A 22,162-nucleotide genomic window follows, 5' to 3' on the forward strand; every position below is an offset into this window, starting at 1 on the left:
ATATGGCAGAAGATATAAAATTAATGAAGGGTAACGAGGCCATCGCCCATGCGGCTATCCGCTATGGCGTGGACGGTTACTTCGGCTATCCGATCACTCCGCAGTCGGAGATATTGGAAACCCTTATGGCAGAGATGCCGTGGGAAAAGACCGGCATGGTAGTCTTACAAGCGGAGAGCGAGGTAGCCGCTATTAACATGGTATACGGTGGAGCCGGTTCCGGAAAGAAAGTGATGACCTCTTCCTCCAGCCCGGGCGTGAGCTTGAAGCAGGAAGGTATTTCTTATATCGCGGGAGCGGAGCTTCCTTGCTTGATCGTGAACGTTATGCGCGGCGGTCCCGGACTAGGAACGATCCAGCCGAGCCAGGCAGATTATTTCCAGACCGTAAAGGGAGGTGGGCACGGCGACTACCGCTTGATCACACTCGCTCCCTCTTCCGTTCAGGAGATGGCAGACTTCGTAGGCCTTGGCTTTGATCTGGCTTTCAAATACAATAATCCGGCTATTATCCTGGCCGACGGTATTATCGGACAGATGATGGAGAAAGTGGTATTGCCTCCTTTCCATGCCCGTCGTACCGAGGAAGAGATTATCGCTCAATGCCCTTGGGCCGTACAAGGGAGAAAAGGCGGACGCAAAAGCAACATCATCACGTCCTTGGAATTAGACCCGGCAAAGATGGAAGAGAACAATATCCGGTTCCAAGCGAAATACCGCAAGATCGAAGAGAACGAGGTCCGTCACGAGGAATTCCAATGCGAGGACGCTGATTATTTATTGATAGCGTTCGGTTCTTCTGCCCGTATCTGCCAGAAGGTAGTCGAGATAGCCCGCTCGGAAGGTATCAAGCTAGGCTTGTTACGCCCGATCACGCTATGGCCGTTCCCGACAAAAGTAATCGCCGCTTACGCTGACAAGGTAAAAGGCATGTTATCGGTTGAGTTGAACGCCGGACAGATGGTAGAAGACGTTCGCCTGGCCGTAAATGGCAAGGTGAGAGTAGAGCATTTCGGCCGATTGGGTGGAATCGTATTCACCCCGGATGAGGTATTGGACGCACTGAAGGAAAAATTATTCTGATCCATATGACACGAGGAAGTAAAGCAGACGAGATATTAACGCTGATTTTTATGCTATTGGCTATAGCTGCCGTGGTATGTTATTTCGCTGTTAGCGACAAGACCGTGTTCCTGTATTGCGGTGGAGCGGCGATCGTATTGCGGCTGGTGCAATATGTCCTAAGATATATACATTAATAATTAAAGATTATGGAACTCAACGATATAATTAAACCGGAAAATCTGGTGTATGAAAAGCCCAGATTGATGAATGAAAACCCCATGCACTACTGCCCCGGTTGCAGCCACGGCGTGATACATAAGCTGATTGCCGAGGTTATAGCCGATATGGGACTGGAAGATAAGACAATCGGTATCTCTCCCGTAGGATGTGCCGTATTCGCTTATAATTACTTGGATATCGATTGGATTGAGGCTGCCCACGGGCGTGCGCCGGCTATCGCCTCTGCCGTAAAACGCTTGAATCCGGAGAAAATGGTATTCACTTATCAAGGTGACGGAGATTTAGCGGCTATCGGTACAGCCGAGACGATCCATGCCGCCAATCGTGGCGAGAATATCGTGATCGTATTCGTGAACAACGCTATCTATGGCATGACCGGCGGGCAGATGGCCCCGACCACCTTGGAAGGCATGCCTACCGCTACTTGTCCGTATGGGCGCAACATCGCCTTGAACGGTTATCCGCTGAAGATCGGTGATTTATTAGCTCAACTGGAAGGAACCTGTCTGGTGACACGCCAAAGCGTACAGACAGCCGCAGCCGTACGGAAAGCGAAGAAGATGCTTCGCAAGGCTTTCGAGAACGCCATGGCCGGCAAGGGTACTTCTGTGGTAGAGTTCGTTTCGACTTGCTCATCTGGCTGGAAGATGACCCCGGAAAAAGCCAATAAATGGATGGAAGAAAATATGTTTCCTTTCTATCCGCTGGGCGACTTAAAGAATGTTGAATAAGTAATACGGTAAACGACAATATGAAACAAGAAATAATTATAGCAGGCTTCGGTGGACAAGGTGTATTGTCTATGGGTAAGATCTTGGCCTATTCCGGCTTGATGGAAGGCAAAGAGGTTAGCTGGATGCCTTCATACGGACCAGAGCAACGCGGCGGTACGGCCAACGTGACCGTTATCTTGAGCGACGAGCGTATCAGCTCACCCGTATTGAACGAATACGATATCGCTATTATCTTGAACCAACCTTCCATGGATAAGTTCGAGAGCAAGGTGAAACCGGGCGGTATCTTGATTTACGATGGCTATGGCATCCATACGCCGGCGAAACGTACGGACATTAACATATATAGGGTAGATGCCATGGATGCCGCTACCGAAATGAAGAATGAGAAGGCGTTTAATATGTTGATATTAGGCGGGTTGCTAAAGATCGCCCCGATGGTTCAACTGGAGAACGTCATGTTGGGATTGAAAAAATCCTTGCCCGAACGCCACCATCATTTGTTGCCAATGAACGAGGCTGCCATTAAGAAAGGAATGGAGATCATCCAGCGAGTTGACAGTTGACAAGTGACAGTGGAGAGCTGACAGTTGGTAAGTGACAGCGGATAGTTAAGAGTTGAAAATTACACATTATAACCATTAACTGTCCACTGCCACTTATCAACTGTCAACTATTTTATCGTATCTTTGCAACCCATGAAGTATTATCTGTACATATTACTTTTTCTGATAGGAACGGCGGCTTCTATACATGCGCAAGGACGTTCCGGAAGCCGGGGAGGACGAGGAGGTTTCTCGTTATCCAATTTATCATCCTCAAATAAAGAAATACCGGATAGCTTGCTGCAAACAGATAGCGCGGCGCTAAAATCAAAACGAATCATCGGTTATCGGCTCACGCCTCTTTTAGGAGAACGTTATATCGCCCCCATGGATACCGACCGGTTAAATTTCGGGAATAGTACCTTAGTGGAAGCGAACTCATTAGCCGTAGGTTATCTGGCGAATGTAGGATCGCCGGCACAAACCCGTATTTTCAACGAACGCAAGGAAGAACGTGATTTCATTTTTGCCGATGCTTATGATTATTACATCACGACTCCGACAAACGCTTATTTCTATGATACCAAGGTACCTTATACACAAGCTACTTATACGACAGGGGGAGCCAGCCAGAGTAAGATGGACCGCCTGAAAGGAGTATTGACCTTGAATTTCGGCAAGAAGATCAATGTAGGTGGCGAGATGGATTATATCTATAGCCGCGGATATTACAATTCCAACGGTAATAAGTTATTAAGCTATCGCTTCTTCGGAAGTTATATCACTGACCGTTATGAACTAAACGCCTATTTAAGCAATTTCAATTTCGTAAACTACGAGAACGGTGGACTAACGAATGATCAATATATCACGAATCCCGATGACTTGGCCGAAAATCAAAGAAACATCGATAGCAAGTCATATCCTGTCCGTTATACGGATACCTGGAACCGTGTCCGTGGAAAACGATATTTCTTGACGCATAGATATAACCTCGGTTTTACCAAGGAACTGGAAGAGACCGACGAGGAGGGAAATCCGAAAGAAGTATTCATCCCTGTTTCCAGTATCATCCATACCATCGATTACGAGGATAACCGCAGACGTTTTATCTCGAATGATCCCGGAATAGACACCTGTTACACTCATATCTACGGTATGGACGCATCATTGAATGACCAGACTTCCGCTTGGAATTTAAAGAATACATTTGCGTTGTCCTTGCGGGAAGGTTTCCAAGATTGGGCTAAGTTCGGACTGACCGCTTTTGTCACTTTCGAGAAACGCAGGTTCAGATTAGCTGCCCAAGTTCCCGGGTTAGACTACGGGCCGGATGGTCGTGGTTACTCAGAACCAAGCACGTTAAATTTTCCCTCCTCCGAAGTATATGATGAGTTTACCACATACATCGGGGGTGAGCTATCCAAGCGCCGAGGAAGCCTGCTGACCTACAATGTACGCGGAGAACTAGGGCTTGCGGGAAGCGATGCCGGAGAGGTTCGTGTAGTCGGAGACTTACAAACGAAGTTCAAGCTTTTCAAGAAAGATGCCACGATCAAGGCAGAAGGATACATCAAAAACATCACTCCGGCATTTTACCAACGTCATCACCACGGGCGTTACTTTTGGTGGGACATGTCGTTAAAGAATGTGCAAAGGATCTATGCCGGAGCGAAAATTAACTTGGAGTCTACTCGTACCCAGTTATCCGGAGGAGTGGAGAGTATCCAGAATTACGTGTTTTTCAATGGTAAAGGTTTACCGGAGCAAAGTAGCAGGAATATCCAAGTTATCTCTGCCCGTATCAAGCAAGATGTCATGTATCGTGCGTTCGGATGGGAAAACGAAATAGCTTACCAACTTTCCAGCGAAAAATCCCAACTTCCGTTACCAGATTTCAGCGCATACTCGAACATATATTTAGCATTCAAGCTGGCAAAAGTTTTAACAGTGCAGATCGGTGCAAACGTATATTATAACACCGCTTATTACGCACCTTATTACGAGCCGGCTACCCAGCAGTTTCAAGTACAGGAAGAGGATACGAAGGTGAAGGTCGGAAATTATCCGTTGATCAACGCCTACGCAAACTTCCATTTGAAGCAAGCTCGTTTCTTTATTATGGCATACAATCTAGGCTCTAAGTTCGTTGATCCGAACTATTTCTCCTTAGCGCATTATCCTTTAGACCCGATGGTACTGAAGATGGGTATCTCCGTGACGTTCAACAATTAATCGATAGCCATGAGATCTAAGAAGTTGCTTATCCTATATGTACTTTTACTGATCATAGCCATAACGACAATGATACGGCTGTGGAAGTTTAACCAATCACCTCAAGAGATCGGGCCTCGTGATTATCCGGAAATCCGGGAAGAAGGAGTCCTCCGGATGATAACCGAGTACAATCAATCCGGATATTTCGTATCCGGTGATACGGTACAGGGTTTTCAATATGAGCTTAGCCAAGCAATCGCTAAATTATCGGGCCTGGAGGTACAGACGCTTTTGGAAATGAGCTTAGCGAAAAGCTTTGAGGATTTATCGGGCAATAAATGCGACGTAATAGCTAGAAACATACCCATCACCTCCGAGATGCGTGAAGACTACCTATTTACAGAACCGATCGTTCTCAACAAACAAGTCTTGGTACAACGTACGGCAGAGGCGAACAACGGGCAATCTCCCATCCGTAACCAACTGGATCTAGCCCAAAAGACTTTATATATACCGAAAGATTCTCCGGCTTTATTACGTCTGCAAAACCTGGGACATGAGATAGGCGATACGATCTTCGTGATAGAAGACGAGTTATATTCTACCGAGCAACTTATGATCATGGTAGCTAAAGGAGACATCGATTATGCCGTATGCGACCAACAAATCGCCCGAACAACACAGAAAGACCTACCGGAGGTTGATATTATGACGGATATTAGTTTTACCCAATTGCAGTCGTGGGCCGTCCGTAAAGACTCCCCTATCCTACTGGACAGCTTAAATAGTTGGCTACAACAAATCAAGGACAGCGGATTATACGACCAAATCTATAAGCGCTATTACAAATAGCATTTATTCGTGGGATGGTAAGATAAAGGAAAACTCCGAGCCTACTCCCAATTTGGATGTGACATGTATCGAACCTCCCATCTTGACAACTAGCCCTTTACAGATAGCCAATCCAAGCCCGATACCATCCATATAGTCATTAATCTTCACGAAACGCCCAAAGACATCTTTCAATTTTTCCTCATCGATGCCAATACCCGTATCCTTCACATAAAAACGTAATTGATTATCCGGTTGAATAGTATATCCCATTGTGATACGGCCTTCTTTCGTGTTCTTGATAGCGTTGTTCACCAAATTATTGATCAATTGCAGCAAACGCATACTATCCGTACCGAACATATGGTGATCGGCCCCTTTTTCTAAGACAAGCTCGACTCCTTCCGGAACCCTCAATTTAGCGGAAGCATAAATCGTATCCATCAATTCACTGACATCTAGCCGCTCATACGTGATTTTTATCGCATCTGCCTCTATTTTCGAGATGTCCAAGATGTCGTTGATCAATTGCATCAATAATTGATTATTCATCTTAATCACGTCGTAATATGACATACGTTCCTCATCCGTATCGGCGAAAGCCATTAACTCCGAGAAACCAGTAATCGCATTCAAAGGAGTCCGGATCTCATGGCTCATATCCGCTAGATATTTCGACTTCATCTTATCAGCGGCCTCAGCCTTCATTTTCGCTTCCTCCAGACTCAATTCTTGATTTTTCCGTTCCTGGATATTTGTCGAACATCCTAAAATAATCGAAGGCCTTCCTTTCTCATCCCGTTCATAGACGGTAGCGAATACCTCTCTCCAGACATACTCCTCCTTACCGGGGAATAGCATACGGGCCTCGATCCTTGCCTCCGAGATTTCACCCCGGCAAAGACGGATAAACATATCATGATAACGTTCTTGATCATCGGGATGCGCCCGACTGACAAACTGCCCCCACGATACTTCCATCATATCTTCCGACATCGTATTCCAGTCATTCAAGGCCACGACGGAATCCTTGAAATCGGATACGCTATCCGTATTGACAAAAATCGAGCAAGTACGTATATCACTTATCTGCAATGCCATTTTCGTCAATATCCGGGTTCTTTTCAGGGCATTCTCAGTAGCTAGTTCGGAAGTTACATCTCTCCATAAAGCCAATATAAGCGGTTTACCATTATTTAGGGAAATAGGATATTTGGAGACTTCTATATCCCGGTAATCACCGGAAGCTGACTTCATCTTTCCTTTAAAATTCAGTTCCTGTCCGGTCTTGATCAGGTTCATGTCTGTCTCCAAACGTTCCTCGGCAGTCATTAACGCGTCATAGTTCACCTCGAAATCATCATGTCCTTCGATAACCCGGGTCTCAATACCCGTTAATTCCTCCATGAAATGGTTCCAATAGAGGTAATTAAAATGGTTATCCCCGTCTTTCACAAAAACACCTAACGGCAAACGATCTAATATCGTATTGATCAACTCTTGCAGGTTTCTTTCTGTTTTCAGCGAAGAGACATCACGGGTATAAACGATCGCAAGCTCCTCATTAAAAAGGCTAGCCTGCGACAAGTAATAATAACTCTTTCCCTCAAAGTTGATCTCAAAAGAGAAATCAACTTTTACACGCTCCTCAAAAGCACGCTTAATCGCAGCTCTATAGACCTCATATTGATCATGATTTTTTCCATCCGGAAACAATACTTGAGGTTGCTTTCCGATAAAGTTTTTCGCTAAATAATGATAGTAATCGTCTTTTGCAGAAATAACCTTCACAAGAGTAAGATCTCGATCCACTAATATAACCGTATCGGGGCTCTTCTCCATGATCATCTCTAATCCAGACCGAATGTTACTTCCGCTTTCTAGACTATCCATATTAATTCTTCCGTTTTTGGGACATAACTTGGGGATAAAGGTATTTATTTTTCTATTTATCACCAAAGAGAAACCTAGCTATTGCATAATATTTCTAAATAATATTTATCTTTACCGGGAATTTGAATGTAAAAAGATGAGATTTGATGAATTAGATTTGGAAGATGCCGTTTTGGACGGGCTTTATGACATGAATTTTGATGAAACGACTCCTGTCCAGGAGTTAACGATTCCTGTCATTTTAGAGGGTAAAGACATCATCGCTTGCGCACAGACCGGAACCGGTAAAACGGCGGCGTATGTTTTGCCGGTTATTAACGAACTAAGTAAAGGCTGCCACCCGACAGACGCCGTGAATGCGATTATTATGGCACCAACCCGGGAATTGGCTCAACAAATAGACCAACAAATCCAAGGATTCACATATTTTATACCCTCTATATCTGCGGTTGCCGTGTACGGAGGCACCGACGGAATCGCTTGGGAACAACAAAGAAGAGGCTTGGAAATGGGTGCGGATATTGTGATCGCTACCCCAGGACGTTTATTATCACATATTAAATTAGGTACTGTCGATCTATCTAAAGTATCATTCTTCGTCTTAGATGAGGCAGACCGTATGCTGGATATGGGATTTTACGATGACATCATGCAAGTTCATAAGCTGCTCCCCCCGGATTGTCAAACGATCATGTTCTCGGCAACCATGCCCCCTAAAATCCGAACGTTAGCCAAGTCCATCTTAAAAGATCCGGAAGAAGTCAAGATCGCGATCTCACGCCCGCCCGAATCTATCATGCAAACCGCATATATCTGCTATGACCCACAAAAGATCAAGATTCTACAAGATCTCTTCTCACAAAGCCATCCCCAACGGGTAATCATCTTCTCCTCTTCTAAAATGAAGGTAAAAGAATTAGCGTCTACATTAAAAAGAATGAAATTTAATGTAGCTGCCATGCACTCGGATCTCGAGCAATCCCAAAGGGAAGAAGTCATGAAAGAATTCAAGAGCGGACATATCGATATCCTCGTAGCTACGGATGTCGTGGCACGAGGAATTGATATCAACGATATCAAACTTGTCGTGAACTTTGACATCCCGCATGACCCGGAGGATTATGTACATCGGATCGGACGTACGGCACGGGGTACGAACGGCGAAGGATTGGCAATCACTTTCGTATCTATCGACGAGCAAGCGCAATTCAAGCGCATAGAGGATTTCTTAGATAAAGAAGTCTATAAGATACCGATCAGTCCGGAATTTGGTGAAGTACCCTTGTATGAGCCGGAAAAATACGGCATGAATAAAAGAGGTAGAGGAAGACCTCGTAAAAACGGGGAAAAAGGAACATCATCAAGCTCACAAAAACGGAATACGGGACACCGTGGAAGACCTAAAAAGGTGCAATAAACATTATTACTTTAGGTAACTATATACAGCCTTACAGCAAAGCCCTCTATAAACGATTGTACGATTTATAGAGGGCTTATATTTTAATATGCGCTATTGCTTAATAAGAATTCACACTGTAAGGCAATAATATAGTTACTATATACTTTAATCAAATATTATCAACCATTCATGGAGGCCAAGAATTCCATATTATCAACGGTCTGTTCCATCCGTTGCTTAACAAATTCCATAGCTTCCATCGAGTTCATATCTGATAAATATTTACGTAATATCCACATACGGTTCAGCGTACTCTCATCCTGCAACAAATCATCCCGACGAGTGCTGGAAGCCGTAATATCCACAGCCGGATAGATACGTTTGTTGGATAACTTACGATCCAATTGTAACTCCATGTTACCTGTACCTTTAAATTCCTCGAAGATCACGTCATCCATTTTAGAACCTGTCTCCGTAAGAGCGGTGGCTAGGATCGTAAGGCTACCGCCGTTCTCAATATTACGGGCAGCACCAAAGAAACGCTTCGGCTTCTGTAACGCATTTGCGTCCACACCACCGGAAAGTACCTTACCGGAAGCCGGTTGCACCGTATTATACGCACGAGCCAAACGAGTGATCGAATCCAAAAGAATCACGACATCATGACCACATTCTACCATTCGTTTTGCCTTATTCAATACGATCTCCGCAATTTTCACGTGACGTTCTGCCGGTTCGTCGAACGTAGAAGCGATAACTTCCGCATCTACGCTACGAGCCATATCGGTAACCTCCTCCGGGCGTTCGTCGATCAATAATATGATCATATAAACCTCAGGATGATTGTAAGCGATAGCGTTTGCGATATCTTTCAACAACATCGTCTTACCGGTTTTCGGCTGAGCGACGATCAAACCGCGTTGTCCCTTTCCGATCGGGGAGAATAAATCAACTACACGTACAGCGATATTATCGTATACTTTCGGTGATTTACGTGCCGTAAGCATAAATTTCTCATCCGGGAACAACGGAGTCAAATGATCAAAAGGAACACGGTCACGAACCTCTTCCGGTGTACGACCATTGATCTTATCCACTTTCACCAACGGGAAATATTTCTCACCTTCCTTCGGTGGACGGATCGAACCCTCTACCACATCACCCGTTTTCAAGCCAAATAACTTGATCTGGGATTGAGAAACATAAATATCGTCCGGAGAGGTCAAATAGTTATAATCGGAAGAACGAAGGAAACCGTAACCGTCTTGCATCATCTCCAATACACCGGTTCCAGTGAGGATACCGTCAAACTCATACATCTTCTCTTGAGCTTGCTGATTGTTATTAGCGTTATTGTTATTATTACGGTTGTTATTATGATTATTCTGTCGATTGTTCTGTCGAGGATTATTTTGTTGGGGAGCGGCCTCGGGTTGAGGTTTGTTAGTCTCGGTTTTCGGAGCGGAGAATGGGAAAACTTGATCTAGCACGGATTTAGCGTCCGGATGACGGAATACGATACGCTTAGGTTCCTCTTCCGCTGGTTGCTGCGGGTTTTCTCCCGCTTCCTCTACCGGAGTTGGATTTTCCGGCAAAACCACCTCCTCTTCCGACTCCAGTTCCACCACAACGGGGGGCAACAAAGGTTTTTCTACCGGGCTCTCTACCACCGGAGTTTCCACGACGGGAATTTCCGTTACCGTAGAAATCGTTTGTGGCTCTTTCGAGACTACCACTTCCTTATTCTCCTCAGAAGGAGCGATAGCGCCGGCTACCTTTTCTTTTTTCTCGATACGAACTCTTTTCTTACGCTCGGGTTGCTCCTTTTGCTCTTTCTTATCAGCCGGAGTAACGATCGGCTTCTCCGGAACCGGTTGGGGATTTTCCACAGCTTCGGTTACCTCGGTCTTGGCGGCCTTAGAAGAAACAGCCTTAGCCGGTCGGCCTCTCTTACGGCCCTCGGCAGGCTTCTTAGCCTCTTTCTCTTTCATCTTTTCTGCCTGAATGCCGGCATAGGAGATTGCCTGCTCATCAAGAATCCGATAAACTAACTCTTCTTTTTTTAAGCTGCTAACTTTTTTTATACCCAACTCTTCCGCGATACCTTGAAGCTCGGGAAGAAGTTTTTCATTTAGTTCTAGAATGTTATATTTCTGCATATTGCGAAGTAATAATATAAATGGCTTATACACACGGCTCACATGTACGAACACGATGTACATCCAATGGTATCATTGTATCTTTATTAAATTTTAATTTTCATGTAATAAGCGGATTGTCCAGCTAATTTGAACCATTAGTAACATATCTGCGGAGTAAATCTTCGCAAATGTAAGAATATTTTTACAATAAACGAGGATTTAACCAAAAAAATTCACAATTAGCGCACGCTTTGTTGATTTGTCTATACGAAAACGATTATCAATCCTTTCTCCTACCACCCAAACGATAGCGTCACCACAACAAAGAAGCCATATACGCTCCTTTTGAATCCGGCTAAATTTATGATCGGAGAAATAGTCGCTCAACTTCTTACGTCCTTTCATCCCGAAGGGAATAAACCAATCCCCTTCTTTCCAAGTCCGCAATGTCAAGGGGAAATCAAGTTTATCGTAATCCAAATAAGCGATCCGCTTATTCTTCTCGATAGGGAAATCTATAGTTATAACAAGTTTACGGAAAGATAGTTCAATGGGTTCGTGATAAATACCTTTTTCCGGGTCCAAGACGAAAGTCCGTTCCTCTTTCTTCTCCAAAGGAACGATCCACAAATCATCCCGATCTTTCAGCAGGCGATGGGTAGACGAGTAAAACAACTTACCAGACTCCTTGGACAAGGCTACGAAAATCTCTTCCGAGACCAAACGGGTAAAGCCATATCCTTTCAATAGCTCATATAAAATCGTCTCCGGAGCCGGAAATCGCATCAGCGCCCCGATAGAAAGACGATTATCCGACACGACAACCTCTTTCCGGGCTTGTTCCAATACATATATATATAGGGCTTCCACGGCGGAAAGATGCTCAGCGGAACGTGCGATGGTATTTCTCACCGAAGGATTTATCTTCTCCAAAAGCGGTAACACATTTAAACGGATAAAATTACGGGTATAGGCATCCGACAAATTCGAACTGTCCGTCATATAAACGTACCCTCGATCTGTCAACCACGTCAAGATATCCTCACGACCTACACACAGCAACGGACGGACAATAAAACCATTCCTCGGACGGATCCCCCCCATTCCCCGGATTCCCGTACCCCGCACCAAATTCATCAGTACAGTCTCCACGCTATCATCCCGGTGATGGGCAACAGCGATCGCTTGTCCTCCTAACCGCTCCCGCATCTTCTCAAACCAAGCGTAACGCAACTCACGGGCAGCCATCTCTATTGAAACACGCTTCTCTCCCGCATAAGAGACCGTATCGAAATCTATCTTATGAAAAGGCACTTCCAAGGATTCGGCGAACTTACGGGCAAACGTCTCGTCTCGCCCCGACTCCTCTCCGCGCAAATGAAAATTACAATGAAGCGCGATACACGGATACCCCAAACGAACCAATACGCCTAGCAAAGCCACGGAATCAGCCCCGCCGCTCAATCCGACCAAAACCGGACGATCCTCGGACAACAACTGGTATTTCTCGATGTATAAACGTATCGTATGTATCATGACACTTTCGCATTAAAAACAACAATGGCCCTAACCAATCTTAGCTAGAGCCATTACCTATAGATCTTTCGAATTAATCTTCTACACCTGCTAATTCCGGATCAATCATGATACGACCACAGTACTCGCAAACGATAATCTTCTTGCGCAGCTTAATATCCAACTGTTTCTGGGGCGGGATCTTATTAAAACAACCACCGCAAGCACCACGTTGTACATAAACAACAGCCAAACCATTACGAGCGCCTTTACGGATACGCTTGAAAGCAGTCAACAAACGAGGTTCGATAGTAGCTTCCAGTTTTTTCGCTTTCTCGCGCAGCTTCTCCTCATCCTGCTTTGTCTCGGAAATGATTTGCTCCAACTCGCTCTTTTTCTGAACCAAGTCTGCCTTACGGCCTTCCAATTTCTCTGTTAATTCGGTAATATCTTTTTTCTTAGCTTCTATAGCCTCTCCAAATTCACGGATCTTTTTCTCTGAGAACTCAATTTCCAAACCCTGGAACTCGATCTCCTTAGACAGGTTATCAAACTCCCGGTTATTACGCACGTTGTCTAATTGTGTTTTATAGCGATCTATCAATGTAGTAGATTCCGTGATCTTATGCTTTTGCTCAACAACAGAAGCCTCAAACTCCTTGATCTCCGCTTGATAGTTCTGGAGACGTGTTTCCAGTCCTATGATCTCATCCTCCAAGTCTTGAACCTCCAGAGGAAGCTCACCGCGAAGGGTCTTGATCTTATCAATTTCAGTCATCATCGTCTGAAGTTGATATAGCGTAGAAAGCTTTTCTTCAACCGTATATTCCTTTTCAGATGATTGTTTATCTGTAGCCATTCTATAAATATTTTACTGGGTTTGAATTAACATTCGAAAAATGTACCGCAAAGGTAGGGAATTTTTTCGATATTATGTTATAAAATATGTCTTTTGTACAGATTTCCGATTCATAATGACCAATAACCGCCAATAGAATTTGGTCCTCCACATCGTAAAAATCATTGTATTTCGCCTCGCCGGTGATAAAGACATCAGCGCCATACGCAATAGCGTCCTTAATCAAGAAAGCGCCACTTCCCCCGCAAATAGCGACCTCACGTATGGGCTTACCCGTGAACGGAGAATGCTTCACACAACCGACATTAAACAGATCCTTGATCCGCAGCAAGAAACTCAACTCATCCTCCTCGGCCGGCAACTCTCCTACCACACCGGAACCAGCTTGTTCCCACGTGTTCGATAACGGATAGAAATCAAAAGCCGGTTCTTCATATGGATGGACGGATAAGAGAGCACGCATCACTGCCGTTTTCTTAAATGCCGGAAGGATCGTCTCTATACGCACCTCTTTCTCCAAATGCAACTCACCGATCTCGCCACAAAACGGATTGCACCCTATATTGGCACGAAATGTCCCCTCGCCATGCAAATTATAACTGCAAGCATCATAATTCCCGATACTTCCCGCACCGGCGTTGAATAAAGTATTCCGCATGATCTCGGCATAAGCTTCCGGAACGAACGTCACCAACTTCAATAAGGCTCCTTTCTGGGGGCTCAAGATCCGTACATTCTGCAAGCCGATCAACTCAGCCAAACGGTAATTCACACCTCCTACGGCATTATCCAGATTGGTATGGGCGGCATAAATCACCATGTCGTACTTACATGCTTTCATCATGCAACGCTCGATATAACTGGAACCTGTCAACGACTTAAACGGCTTAAAGGCCAAAGGATGATGAGAAATGATCAGGTTACACCCCATCTCGATCGCCTCATCAAGCACCTCCTCGGTAACATCCAGACACAGCAACACCCCCGTCGCATGCTGGTTCACGTCGCCTACTTGCACCCCCGCGTTATCAAAACCTTCTTGAAGCGGAAGCGGGGCATAATGCTCGATTTCTCTCAATATATCTTTAACCTTTACCATACTAAATATCCTTCGATTTACGTTCGAAAGAAAAAGTAATTCCTTTCGGAAGAAAAGAAAATTCCATTCGGATGGGAGTCTTGTTCCATCCGAATGGAAATTCAGGCTGGATTATTTCTTGATATCAACGATTAAATTCAGTTCATCCAACTGGGCCGGATCCAAGACACCCGGGGCATCAAGCATAACATCCCGACCGGAATTGTTCTTCGGGAAAGCGATACAGTCGCGGATGGAATCCAAACCGGCGAACAAAGACACAAAACGATCCAAGCCATAAGCCAGACCTCCATGAGGAGGAGCTCCATACTTGAACGCATTCATCAAGAAACCGAATTGCTCTTGTGCTCTCTCCTCCGTGAATCCTAAGAGCTTGAACATCTTATCTTGTAAACGGCTGTCATGGATACGGATAGAACCGCCTCCCACTTCAACGCCATTGATAACCATATCATACGCATTCGCACGAACAGCGCCCGGATCGGTATCTAATAAAGGTATATCATCCGGATTCGGAGAGGTAAACGGATGGTGCATAGCGTAAAAACGTTGATCCTCCTCGTTCCACTCGAACAACGGGAAGTCGATCACCCACAAGCAAACGAACTTATCCTTGTCGCGAAGGCCTAATTGATTACCCATCTCCAAACGTAACTCGCAAAGTTGCTTACGAGTCTTCATCGCATCATCACCGGAAAGGATCAAGATCAAATCGCCCGGCTTAGCGCCGAACGCATCCTTCATCTCTTGGAGAACCTCTTGGCTATAAAATTTATCCACGCTTGATTTTACGTTACCATCGGCTTCCACACGAGCGTAAACCAAACCTTTAGCGCCTACCTGCGGACGTTTCACGAACTCTGTCAACGCATCCAATTGTTTACGAGTATAGCTAGCGGCACCTTCTGCACAAATACCACCGATATAAGCGGCGTTATCGAATACGGAGAAGCCATGGCCTTTCATGATGTCCATCAACTCAACGAACTTCATGCCGAAACGCAAGTCCGGCTTATCGCTACCATATTGTTTCATGGCATCCTGCCACGTCATACGCATGAACGGCTCCTTGAACTCGACATCGCGGATTACCTTAAACAGATGTTTCGCCATGCCCTCGAACATATTCAATACATCCTCTTGCTCCACGAAGCTCATCTCGCAGTCGATCTGCGTAAACTCCGGCTGGCGATCCGCACGCAAATCCTCATCGCGGAAACATTTTACGATCTGGAAATAACGGTCGAAACCGGAAACCATCAACAATTGTTTCAAGGTCTGCGGAGACTGAGGCAAAGCGTAGAATTGTCCCGGATTCATACGTGAGGGAACCACGAAATCACGAGCGCCTTCCGGGGTAGAATTTACAAGAACCGGAGTCTCGACCTCCAAGAAACCCTGCTCATCCAAATAACGGCGCACCTCGAACGCCATTCTATGACGAAGCTCCAGATTCTTACGAACGCAAGCGCGGCGCAAATCCAGATAACGGTATTTCATACGCAAATCATCACCACCATCTGTCTCTTCCTCGATCGTGAACGGAGGCGTAAGCGCAGAATTCAAGACATTCAATTCGGAAACGATCAACTCGATATCACCTGTCGGGATATGCGTATTCTTACTCGAACGCTCACGAACCGTACCAGTTACTTGAATCACGAATTCACGGCCTAACTTATTCGCTTTCTCGCAAAGCTCCGCGTCAATTTCCTGATTAAAAACCAACTGAGTAATACCATAACGATCGCGGATATCGACAAATGTCATTCCTCCCATTTTGCGGGTTTTCTGCACCCAACCGGCCAGTGTAACCACCAGGCCTTCATCCGCAAGGCGCAAGTCGCCACAAGTTCTTGTTCTATACATCTTTATTATTTAATTTGCTAGATTTACCAATCCTTACACCTCGGTTTATTGCAAACCGCAACCGCAAAGATAATACTATAAATCTTAATAATTATTCTTTTTCGCAAATTAAAATACGTTCTACCCTCTGCTACCTAGGCTGTCCGCATCAGGATTAATCTTTTTTACCGCCTCTCTTACCTCCTTGGCGGTTATCTTTTCCTCGTTTTTAACAGCGACTTGTTCTACCGGATATATCTCCTCCATCCTCTCTTGTTTAGAGTCTATGGATGTCTTTGAATCATTTGTTGCCATATTCTTTATTTTTTAACGTAATAATAGCCATTAAACAGGCAAACGTTGCTGATAGTTCATACCTTATGATGAAAAAAAACAGTATCCAACCAACAAATAACCCCTCGAAAATACTACCTTTGTCTATTATTAATTGAATAAACCATATTTAGAATAAGGACATTATCATGAAGAGATTTTGGAGTATACCACTTATGCTTATGCTACTCGCATGCCAAACTCCTAAAGAGAGTCGAGAAGAATTATCGCTTGCCGGTCGCTGGGAATTACGATTGGATTCAACAGATGTCACGGAGCAAATTCAATTACCGGGTACCACGGATACCAACCAAAAAGGATACCCAAACAAGGACAAGGACGAGACAACCCATTTATCCAGGCCTTTCCGCTATCAAGGTAAGGCTTGGTATCAGAAAGAGATCACGATTCCGGAAAATTGGGAGGGCAAAAGCATCTGGTTGACCTTAGAACGGACCAAACCGACCCAAATATGGGTAGATAGCGTATACGTCGGTTCATCCGACTATATTTCTACTCCTCAAGAGTACGATTTGTCCGAATACCTCTCTGCCGGAAAACATCGCTTGACAATTCTGGTTGATAACGGCTTGAGCGTACCACCCCAATTATTGGATAACTCACACGCTTATACGGAATCCACGCAGACAAACTGGAACGGTATTATCGGAGACCTGAAACTGGAAGCCCGTCCGCAATTCCACATCCACCGGATACAAGTATATCCACACGCGGATCAAAAAACGGTAGACGTAAAAATAAAGCTCTCAAATCCATTCGAGCAAATGATAATCGCCGCTGTGCAAATAGAGATGGAAGCTTTCAACACAGGCTTAGAGCACCATATCAAATTCAATAAGAATATAGTAGTGCAACAAGACGAGGTCGTATTCCAAATACCGATGGGTGATGAGGCTTTGGAATGGAGTGAGTTCTCCCCTACCTTATACCGCCTGACAGCGCACATCCAAGGAGAAAATATCCAAGATAGCCAAAGCACCACCTTCGGATTAAGGGATTTCAAGGCTGAAGGTACACAATTCATCATCAATGGATTGACCACCTTTCTCCGTGGGAAACACGACGCTTGCGTATTCCCGCTAACAGGCCATGTGCCGATGGATACCGCAGCGTGGAGACGCTATTTCCGCATCGCCAAGGAATACGGCATCAACCACTGCCGTTTCCATTCATGGTGTCCTCCTAAAGCCTGTTTCGAGGCCGCAGATATCGAAGGTTTTTACCTCCAGCCGGAACTACCTTTCTGGGGAAAGATGGAAAAGAGCGATACCACCTTGATCCATTTCCTCACCAAAGAGGGATTACAGATACAGGAGGCTTACGGAAATCACGCCTCTTTCGTCATGATGGCGATTGGCAACGAGCTTTCCGGAGATCAAGATGCGATGGTGGACATGATCGCCCGTTTCCGTAGCGAGGACGGACGGCATTTATACGCCTCGGGATCGAATGATTATCTAGGCTTCAACGGCCCCGCGGCGGATGACGACTACTTCACCACTTGCCGGGTTCCCGGCGCTAACGTATTCAGCAATCATACCCGGGGATCTTTCTCTTTTGCCGACGCAGAGGATGGCGGCTACATCAACCATACCTATCCGAACTCGGTCATGAATTTCGAATCCGCTATCGAACAATGCTCATTGCCTATCATCGGGCACGAGACCGGGCAATTCCAATGTTATCCGAATTATGAGGAAATCAAGAAATATACCGGGGTACTAAAGCCGTGGAACCTGGAAATATTCCGCGAACGGCTAAGCAAGGCTGGAATGGCCGGACAAGCGGACGATTTCTTCAAGGCTTCCGGTAAATGGATGGCGCAACTTTACCGGGCTGAGATGGAAATGGCGTTTCGTACTCCGGGAATGGCCGGCTTCCAGTTATTGGATTTACAGGATTATCCGGGACAGGGCACGGCTTTAGTCGGTATCTTGGACGCATTTATGGATAACAAGGGCTTGATAACCGCCGAGGAATGGAAGGAATCTTGCGATGATGTCGTATTATTGGCTCTCCTGCCTAAATTCTGTTACTCCGGGAATGAGGCGCTCAAAGGTTCTATCAAGGTAGCGAACTATACACCCGCCGCTTTGAAAGGAAAGCGTTTAAATTGGGCTTTAACAAACAGCCAAGGGCAAGTAATCGCCCAAAACAGCCTACCGCTGCAAGTCAACCAAGGCACGTTGGCCGAGGTAGGCCCGTTAAATATCGCTTTACCGTCCATTCAAGAGGCCGAGACCTACACTTTACGGCTGGCGATCGAAGGTACGGATTATCACAATCATTATCCGTTATGGATTTATCCGGAACATAATAACGTACAAATCCCTACGGATATCAAAGTTATCAAGAAATGGGATAAACAAGCCGAGGCTTTATTGGCGAACGGAGCGAATGTATTATGGTTTCCGGATGCCAAGACTTACAAGAACGTGACGGTAGACGGGTTATTCCAAACCGATTACTGGAATTACCGCATGTTTAAGTCTATCTGCGAATGGGCGAAGAAACCGATCTCTCCGGGTACCCTCGGATTATTAATAAATCCCTCCCATCCTGCTTTCGCTCATTTCCCGACGGATTTCCATACAAACTGGCAATGGTTCACGATGATAAAGAACAGCCATCCGCTGATACTGGATCAACTCCCGGACGATTACAGGCCGATCGTACAAGTGATCGACAACGTGGAGCGTAATCACAAATTAGGGATGATCCAAGAATTCAATATCGGCCCGGGGAAGTTATTAATCTGTATGACGGACTTGGAAACCCAACAGGAATACCCGGAAGCCCGCCAGTTATACCATAGTTTGTTAAGCTATATGGCTTCCCCCGAGTTCTCGCCTAAGATGACATTGACATCCACCCAATTGATCGAGTTATTCACGCGTCAAGTCGGAGACTCGAAGATCAAGGAGTTAGGGAATATATCTTATGACGAGTAAACGGGAATAGATATCACACCGGGCTTGGTCGAGAGCAGGCCCGGTGTAATCGGATTCTCCCGCAAAAGGACACGTTTTAATTATTACTAAAAACTTTCAGCAGCCTGTTACGAGCCAGCGAACGCCAACCGTTTAAGAAAGCCTCTGTCAGTCTTGCGTACTTTCCTCCGTATTTATCCGCCTCGGTCTCCTCATTTCCCAGAAGAGACCGTAGAAAGGGTAACACCTGTTCTTGTGAAGACATATGATAATTAGCGATCTCTGATACATTCCCGATTTTTATCGTAACGGCATCTTTCGGCAACGCTTGAAACATATCCTCATCCGTCGTATCATCTCCCATCGCCAATATAAAATCGTAATGTCTTCTCGCAAGAAGGCGGTTAACCTCAGAGCCTTTATTGCACTCAAGTGATTTGACCTCCACGACCTTATCGCCGGATAAGATTTGTAATCCCCGGCGCATGCAAACGGGCATAAGCGCATGGATCAGTTGGCGAGCTCTCAAAGCCCCTAGCCAAGCATCGCTTTCCCGGTAATGCCAAGCCAGCGCCGCATCCTTTATCTCCAAATGAGCGCGAGGAGTCTTATCGATAAATAATCGTAAAATAGATAATAATTCCGGCGCCCAATGAATCTTGGAGAGATTCTGATGCCATACTCCTCCTTCTTTGTAAGAAGCCCCGTGTTCTGCCGCCAAGGAGATAGGGAGAGCGCCCAGCCATTCCTCCAAGGTAGATTGGTCACGCCCGCTATTGATAACGACATGGTTGGCCGGGTCCTCCGATAATTTACGTAAAAGGGCGAGGATCTCTTCTGTCGGCCTCGCGTCCTCGGGACGGTTCTCGATCGCCGCCAATGTCCCGTCATAATCCAGCAAGATCAATCTCCGTCTAGCGTTGAGATACGAATGACGGATCGTGCCCACAGCCTCTTTCGAGAGTCTTTTCTCGCATAGCCATGTATTCTTGGTGAAAGTATCATTCAATCCATCCACGAAATCAGCCGCCCATTTATTCACGGTTTGCGTGGAGACAATCTTTCGCATCCGCTCCAAACGAGCCATCTGTTCTTCCTCCGGCATTTCCAAGGCCTCGCAAATAGCGGCCTCGATCTCACCGGTATCATTCGGGTTGATCCGCAAGGCATCTGCCATCTCCGCGGAAGCTCCCGCCATCTCGCTCAAGATCAATACGCCGGGATTCTCTCGTTTTACCGCCACATACTCTTTCGCCACCAAATTCATTCCATCCCGCAAAGGGGTGACCAAGGCGATATCTGCCATATAATACATAGCGGTCAGCTCCTCAAAAGAGAAACTGTGATAAAAATAACATACGGGAGTCCAGTCCATCGTAGAGTAGCGTCCGTTTATAGCGCCGATCTCCTCGTCGATCTTTGTCTTCAACTCGGCATAACTACCGACATGATCCCGCGAGGGTACGATCACCATAGCCAATGTCACCTTCCCATGATATTCCGGGTGATGCGACAGGAAAGAGGCGAATCCCCACAGACGATGTAAGATACCTTTGCTATAATCCAACCGGTCTACCGAGATCATCAATTTATGTTTCCCGAAGAACTGGCGGTTCCGTTCGATCGCCTTCCGTACCTCCGGCTTATCGAACGCCTCATGATAAAGGTCATAATTAATCCCCATCGGCAAAGCGTCTACCCTTACGACCCGATCACCGATCCGTGCCTCATCCAAATTGAAATCGATACGCAACACCCGCTCTACCGTACTGATGAAATGTCGCATATAATCATGGGTATGAAATGCGATAAAGTCGGCGCCCAACAAACCTTTCAACAATTCGGCCCGTTCCGGCAGTACCCGGAAAAGCTCATAAGATGGAAAAGGGATATGATGAAAATAACCGATACATACACCCGGACAAGCCTCCCGGAGCATATTAGGCAGTAGCATCAATTGGTAATCTTGTATCCAAACCCGGTCGCCGGGCCGTACCAACCGGCAGATCTCCTCACAAAACAACCGGTTTACCTGTTTATAGGCATCCCAGAAACACTTCTTATATAATGTATAGGCGAAGAAATAATGGCAAAGCGGCCAGATGGTGCTATTGCTATATCCCTCGTAATAATTCTCTATCTGCGACTCAGACAAGAATACGGGATGAAAGTTCAACTCCTCCAGTCTGGCGAGGATCTCTTTCTTATCCTCCTCACGTTTCACGCACATTCCCGGCCATCCGATCCAATGCTTCTCATAAGAAGTCTGGAGAGAATCCAAACCTGTAGCCAGCCCACCTTCGCTACGTGAGAAAACGAAAGTACCATTCAGGCCGGTCACTTTCACGGGTAATCTATTTGATATTATATACAGTCTCATACCCTTCTTGGGGCAAAGCATATACCACGATAGGCTAAATAACTATATCTAGCTAATAATAATAATCTTACGCCAGAAGCGATATCCCGCCGAGCCTTTCCAAAATGAAAAAA

The 22,162-nt window shown here is 45.6% G+C and carries 16 protein-coding genes; 8 read left to right on the forward strand and 8 right to left on the reverse strand.

What is annotated here, in order from left to right; all coding sequences use genetic code 11:
• Positions 1-2 precede the first annotated feature (2 nt).
• The 6 genes from Q0110_RS13190 to Q0110_RS13215 all read left to right on the forward strand — a co-directional run bounded on the left by Q0110_RS13190 (position 3) and on the right by Q0110_RS13215 (position 5,652).
• Positions 3-1,082, forward strand: a complete 1,080-nt coding sequence (locus tag Q0110_RS13190) for a 3-methyl-2-oxobutanoate dehydrogenase subunit VorB (RefSeq protein WP_297907119.1) — start codon at positions 3-5, stop codon at positions 1,080-1,082.
• Positions 1,083-1,087: 5 nt separating this feature from the next.
• Positions 1,088-1,258 (forward strand): hypothetical protein, encoded by a 171-nt coding sequence (locus Q0110_RS13195; RefSeq protein ID WP_297907121.1) that lies wholly within the window; start codon positions 1,088-1,090, stop codon positions 1,256-1,258.
• 12 nt (positions 1,259-1,270) lie between these two features.
• Positions 1,271-2,035, forward strand: a complete 765-nt coding sequence (locus tag Q0110_RS13200) for a thiamine pyrophosphate-dependent enzyme (RefSeq protein ID WP_297907124.1) — start codon at positions 1,271-1,273, stop codon at positions 2,033-2,035.
• 20 nt (positions 2,036-2,055) lie between these two features.
• Positions 2,056-2,604 (forward strand): 2-oxoacid:acceptor oxidoreductase family protein, encoded by a 549-nt coding sequence (locus Q0110_RS13205; protein ID WP_297907128.1) that lies wholly within the window; start codon positions 2,056-2,058, stop codon positions 2,602-2,604.
• A 132-nt stretch (positions 2,605-2,736) separates the two neighbouring features.
• Positions 2,737-4,818 (forward strand): putative porin, encoded by a 2,082-nt coding sequence (locus tag Q0110_RS13210; RefSeq protein ID WP_297907131.1) that lies wholly within the window; start codon positions 2,737-2,739, stop codon positions 4,816-4,818.
• Between the two features lie 9 nt (positions 4,819-4,827).
• On the forward strand, positions 4,828-5,652 hold the full coding sequence (locus Q0110_RS13215; RefSeq protein WP_297907134.1) for a transporter substrate-binding domain-containing protein: 825 nt from the start codon (positions 4,828-4,830) through the stop codon (positions 5,650-5,652).
• A gap of 3 nt (positions 5,653-5,655) precedes the next feature.
• Here Q0110_RS13215 and Q0110_RS13220 read toward each other — a convergent pair whose 3' ends face one another.
• Positions 5,656-7,524, reverse strand: coding sequence for a PAS domain-containing hybrid sensor histidine kinase/response regulator (locus Q0110_RS13220; RefSeq protein ID WP_297907137.1), 1,869 nt, complete (start codon positions 7,522-7,524; stop codon positions 5,656-5,658).
• Positions 7,525-7,660: 136 nt separating this feature from the next.
• On the opposite strand from Q0110_RS13220, the gene Q0110_RS13225 reads away from it, so the two are divergent.
• Complete coding sequence (locus Q0110_RS13225) at positions 7,661-8,941, forward strand: DEAD/DEAH box helicase (protein WP_297907141.1); 1,281 nt, start codon at positions 7,661-7,663, stop codon at positions 8,939-8,941.
• A 161-nt stretch (positions 8,942-9,102) separates the two neighbouring features.
• Here the strand turns inward: Q0110_RS13225 and rho are convergent, their stop codons facing one another.
• From rho to Q0110_RS13255, 6 genes are all read right to left on the reverse strand, one after another.
• Positions 9,103-11,082: a transcription termination factor Rho gene (gene rho, locus Q0110_RS13230; RefSeq protein WP_297907144.1), complete on the reverse strand. Its 1,980-nt coding sequence runs from the start codon at positions 11,080-11,082 to the stop codon at positions 9,103-9,105.
• Positions 11,083-11,283: 201 nt separating this feature from the next.
• On the reverse strand, positions 11,284-12,600 hold the full coding sequence (gene tilS / locus Q0110_RS13235; RefSeq protein WP_297907147.1) for a tRNA lysidine(34) synthetase TilS: 1,317 nt from the start codon (positions 12,598-12,600) through the stop codon (positions 11,284-11,286).
• 73 nt (positions 12,601-12,673) lie between these two features.
• Positions 12,674-13,438, reverse strand: coding sequence for a C4-type zinc ribbon domain-containing protein (locus Q0110_RS13240; RefSeq protein ID WP_297907150.1), 765 nt, complete (start codon positions 13,436-13,438; stop codon positions 12,674-12,676).
• A 1-nt stretch (position 13,439) separates the two neighbouring features.
• Positions 13,440-14,537: a Nif3-like dinuclear metal center hexameric protein gene (locus tag Q0110_RS13245; protein ID WP_297907153.1), complete on the reverse strand. Its 1,098-nt coding sequence runs from the start codon at positions 14,535-14,537 to the stop codon at positions 13,440-13,442.
• A gap of 111 nt (positions 14,538-14,648) precedes the next feature.
• On the reverse strand, positions 14,649-16,406 hold the full coding sequence (gene aspS, locus Q0110_RS13250) for an aspartate--tRNA ligase (RefSeq protein WP_297907156.1): 1,758 nt from the start codon (positions 16,404-16,406) through the stop codon (positions 14,649-14,651).
• A 120-nt stretch (positions 16,407-16,526) separates the two neighbouring features.
• Entirely contained in the window at positions 16,527-16,700 is a 174-nt protein-coding gene (locus Q0110_RS13255; protein WP_297907159.1) for a hypothetical protein, read from the reverse strand.
• 167 nt (positions 16,701-16,867) lie between these two features.
• On the opposite strand from Q0110_RS13255, the gene Q0110_RS13260 reads away from it, so the two are divergent.
• The gene (locus Q0110_RS13260) at positions 16,868-19,690 is read left to right on the forward strand and encodes a sugar-binding domain-containing protein (protein ID WP_297907161.1); all 2,823 of its coding nucleotides are present in this window, start codon (positions 16,868-16,870) and stop codon (positions 19,688-19,690) included.
• Positions 19,691-19,766: 76 nt separating this feature from the next.
• Here Q0110_RS13260 and Q0110_RS13265 read toward each other — a convergent pair whose 3' ends face one another.
• Positions 19,767-22,070, reverse strand: coding sequence for a bifunctional alpha,alpha-trehalose-phosphate synthase (UDP-forming)/trehalose-phosphatase (locus Q0110_RS13265; RefSeq protein WP_297907164.1), 2,304 nt, complete (start codon positions 22,068-22,070; stop codon positions 19,767-19,769).
• Positions 22,071-22,162 lie beyond the last annotated feature (92 nt).

Source organism: uncultured Parabacteroides sp. (genome assembly GCF_947855115.1).
In the GTDB taxonomy this organism is placed as follows: domain Bacteria; phylum Bacteroidota; class Bacteroidia; order Bacteroidales; family Tannerellaceae; genus Parabacteroides.

Coding starts and splice junctions, on each gene's coding strand:
- Q0110_RS13265 (WP_297907164.1), bottom strand. CDS start 22,070: ATGCTTTGCCCCAAGAAGGGTATGAGACTGTATATAATATCAAATAGA.
- Q0110_RS13210 (WP_297907131.1), top strand. CDS start 2,737: ATGAAGTATTATCTGTACATATTACTTTTTCTGATAGGAACGGCGGCT.
- Q0110_RS13195 (WP_297907121.1), top strand. CDS start 1,088: ATGACACGAGGAAGTAAAGCAGACGAGATATTAACGCTGATTTTTATG.
- rho (WP_297907144.1), bottom strand. CDS start 11,082: ATGCAGAAATATAACATTCTAGAACTAAATGAAAAACTTCTTCCCGAG.
- aspS (WP_297907156.1), bottom strand. CDS start 16,406: ATGTATAGAACAAGAACTTGTGGCGACTTGCGCCTTGCGGATGAAGGC.
- Q0110_RS13260 (WP_297907161.1), top strand. CDS start 16,868: ATGAAGAGATTTTGGAGTATACCACTTATGCTTATGCTACTCGCATGC.
- Q0110_RS13240 (WP_297907150.1), bottom strand. CDS start 13,438: ATGGCTACAGATAAACAATCATCTGAAAAGGAATATACGGTTGAAGAA.
- Q0110_RS13255 (WP_297907159.1), bottom strand. CDS start 16,700: ATGGCAACAAATGATTCAAAGACATCCATAGACTCTAAACAAGAGAGG.
- Q0110_RS13220 (WP_297907137.1), bottom strand. CDS start 7,524: ATGGATAGTCTAGAAAGCGGAAGTAACATTCGGTCTGGATTAGAGATG.
- Q0110_RS13215 (WP_297907134.1), top strand. CDS start 4,828: ATGAGATCTAAGAAGTTGCTTATCCTATATGTACTTTTACTGATCATA.
- tilS (WP_297907147.1), bottom strand. CDS start 12,600: ATGATACATACGATACGTTTATACATCGAGAAATACCAGTTGTTGTCC.
- Q0110_RS13225 (WP_297907141.1), top strand. CDS start 7,661: ATGAGATTTGATGAATTAGATTTGGAAGATGCCGTTTTGGACGGGCTT.
- Q0110_RS13200 (WP_297907124.1), top strand. CDS start 1,271: ATGGAACTCAACGATATAATTAAACCGGAAAATCTGGTGTATGAAAAG.
- Q0110_RS13245 (WP_297907153.1), bottom strand. CDS start 14,537: ATGGTAAAGGTTAAAGATATATTGAGAGAAATCGAGCATTATGCCCCG.
- Q0110_RS13205 (WP_297907128.1), top strand. CDS start 2,056: ATGAAACAAGAAATAATTATAGCAGGCTTCGGTGGACAAGGTGTATTG.
- Q0110_RS13190 (WP_297907119.1), top strand. CDS start 3: ATGGCAGAAGATATAAAATTAATGAAGGGTAACGAGGCCATCGCCCAT.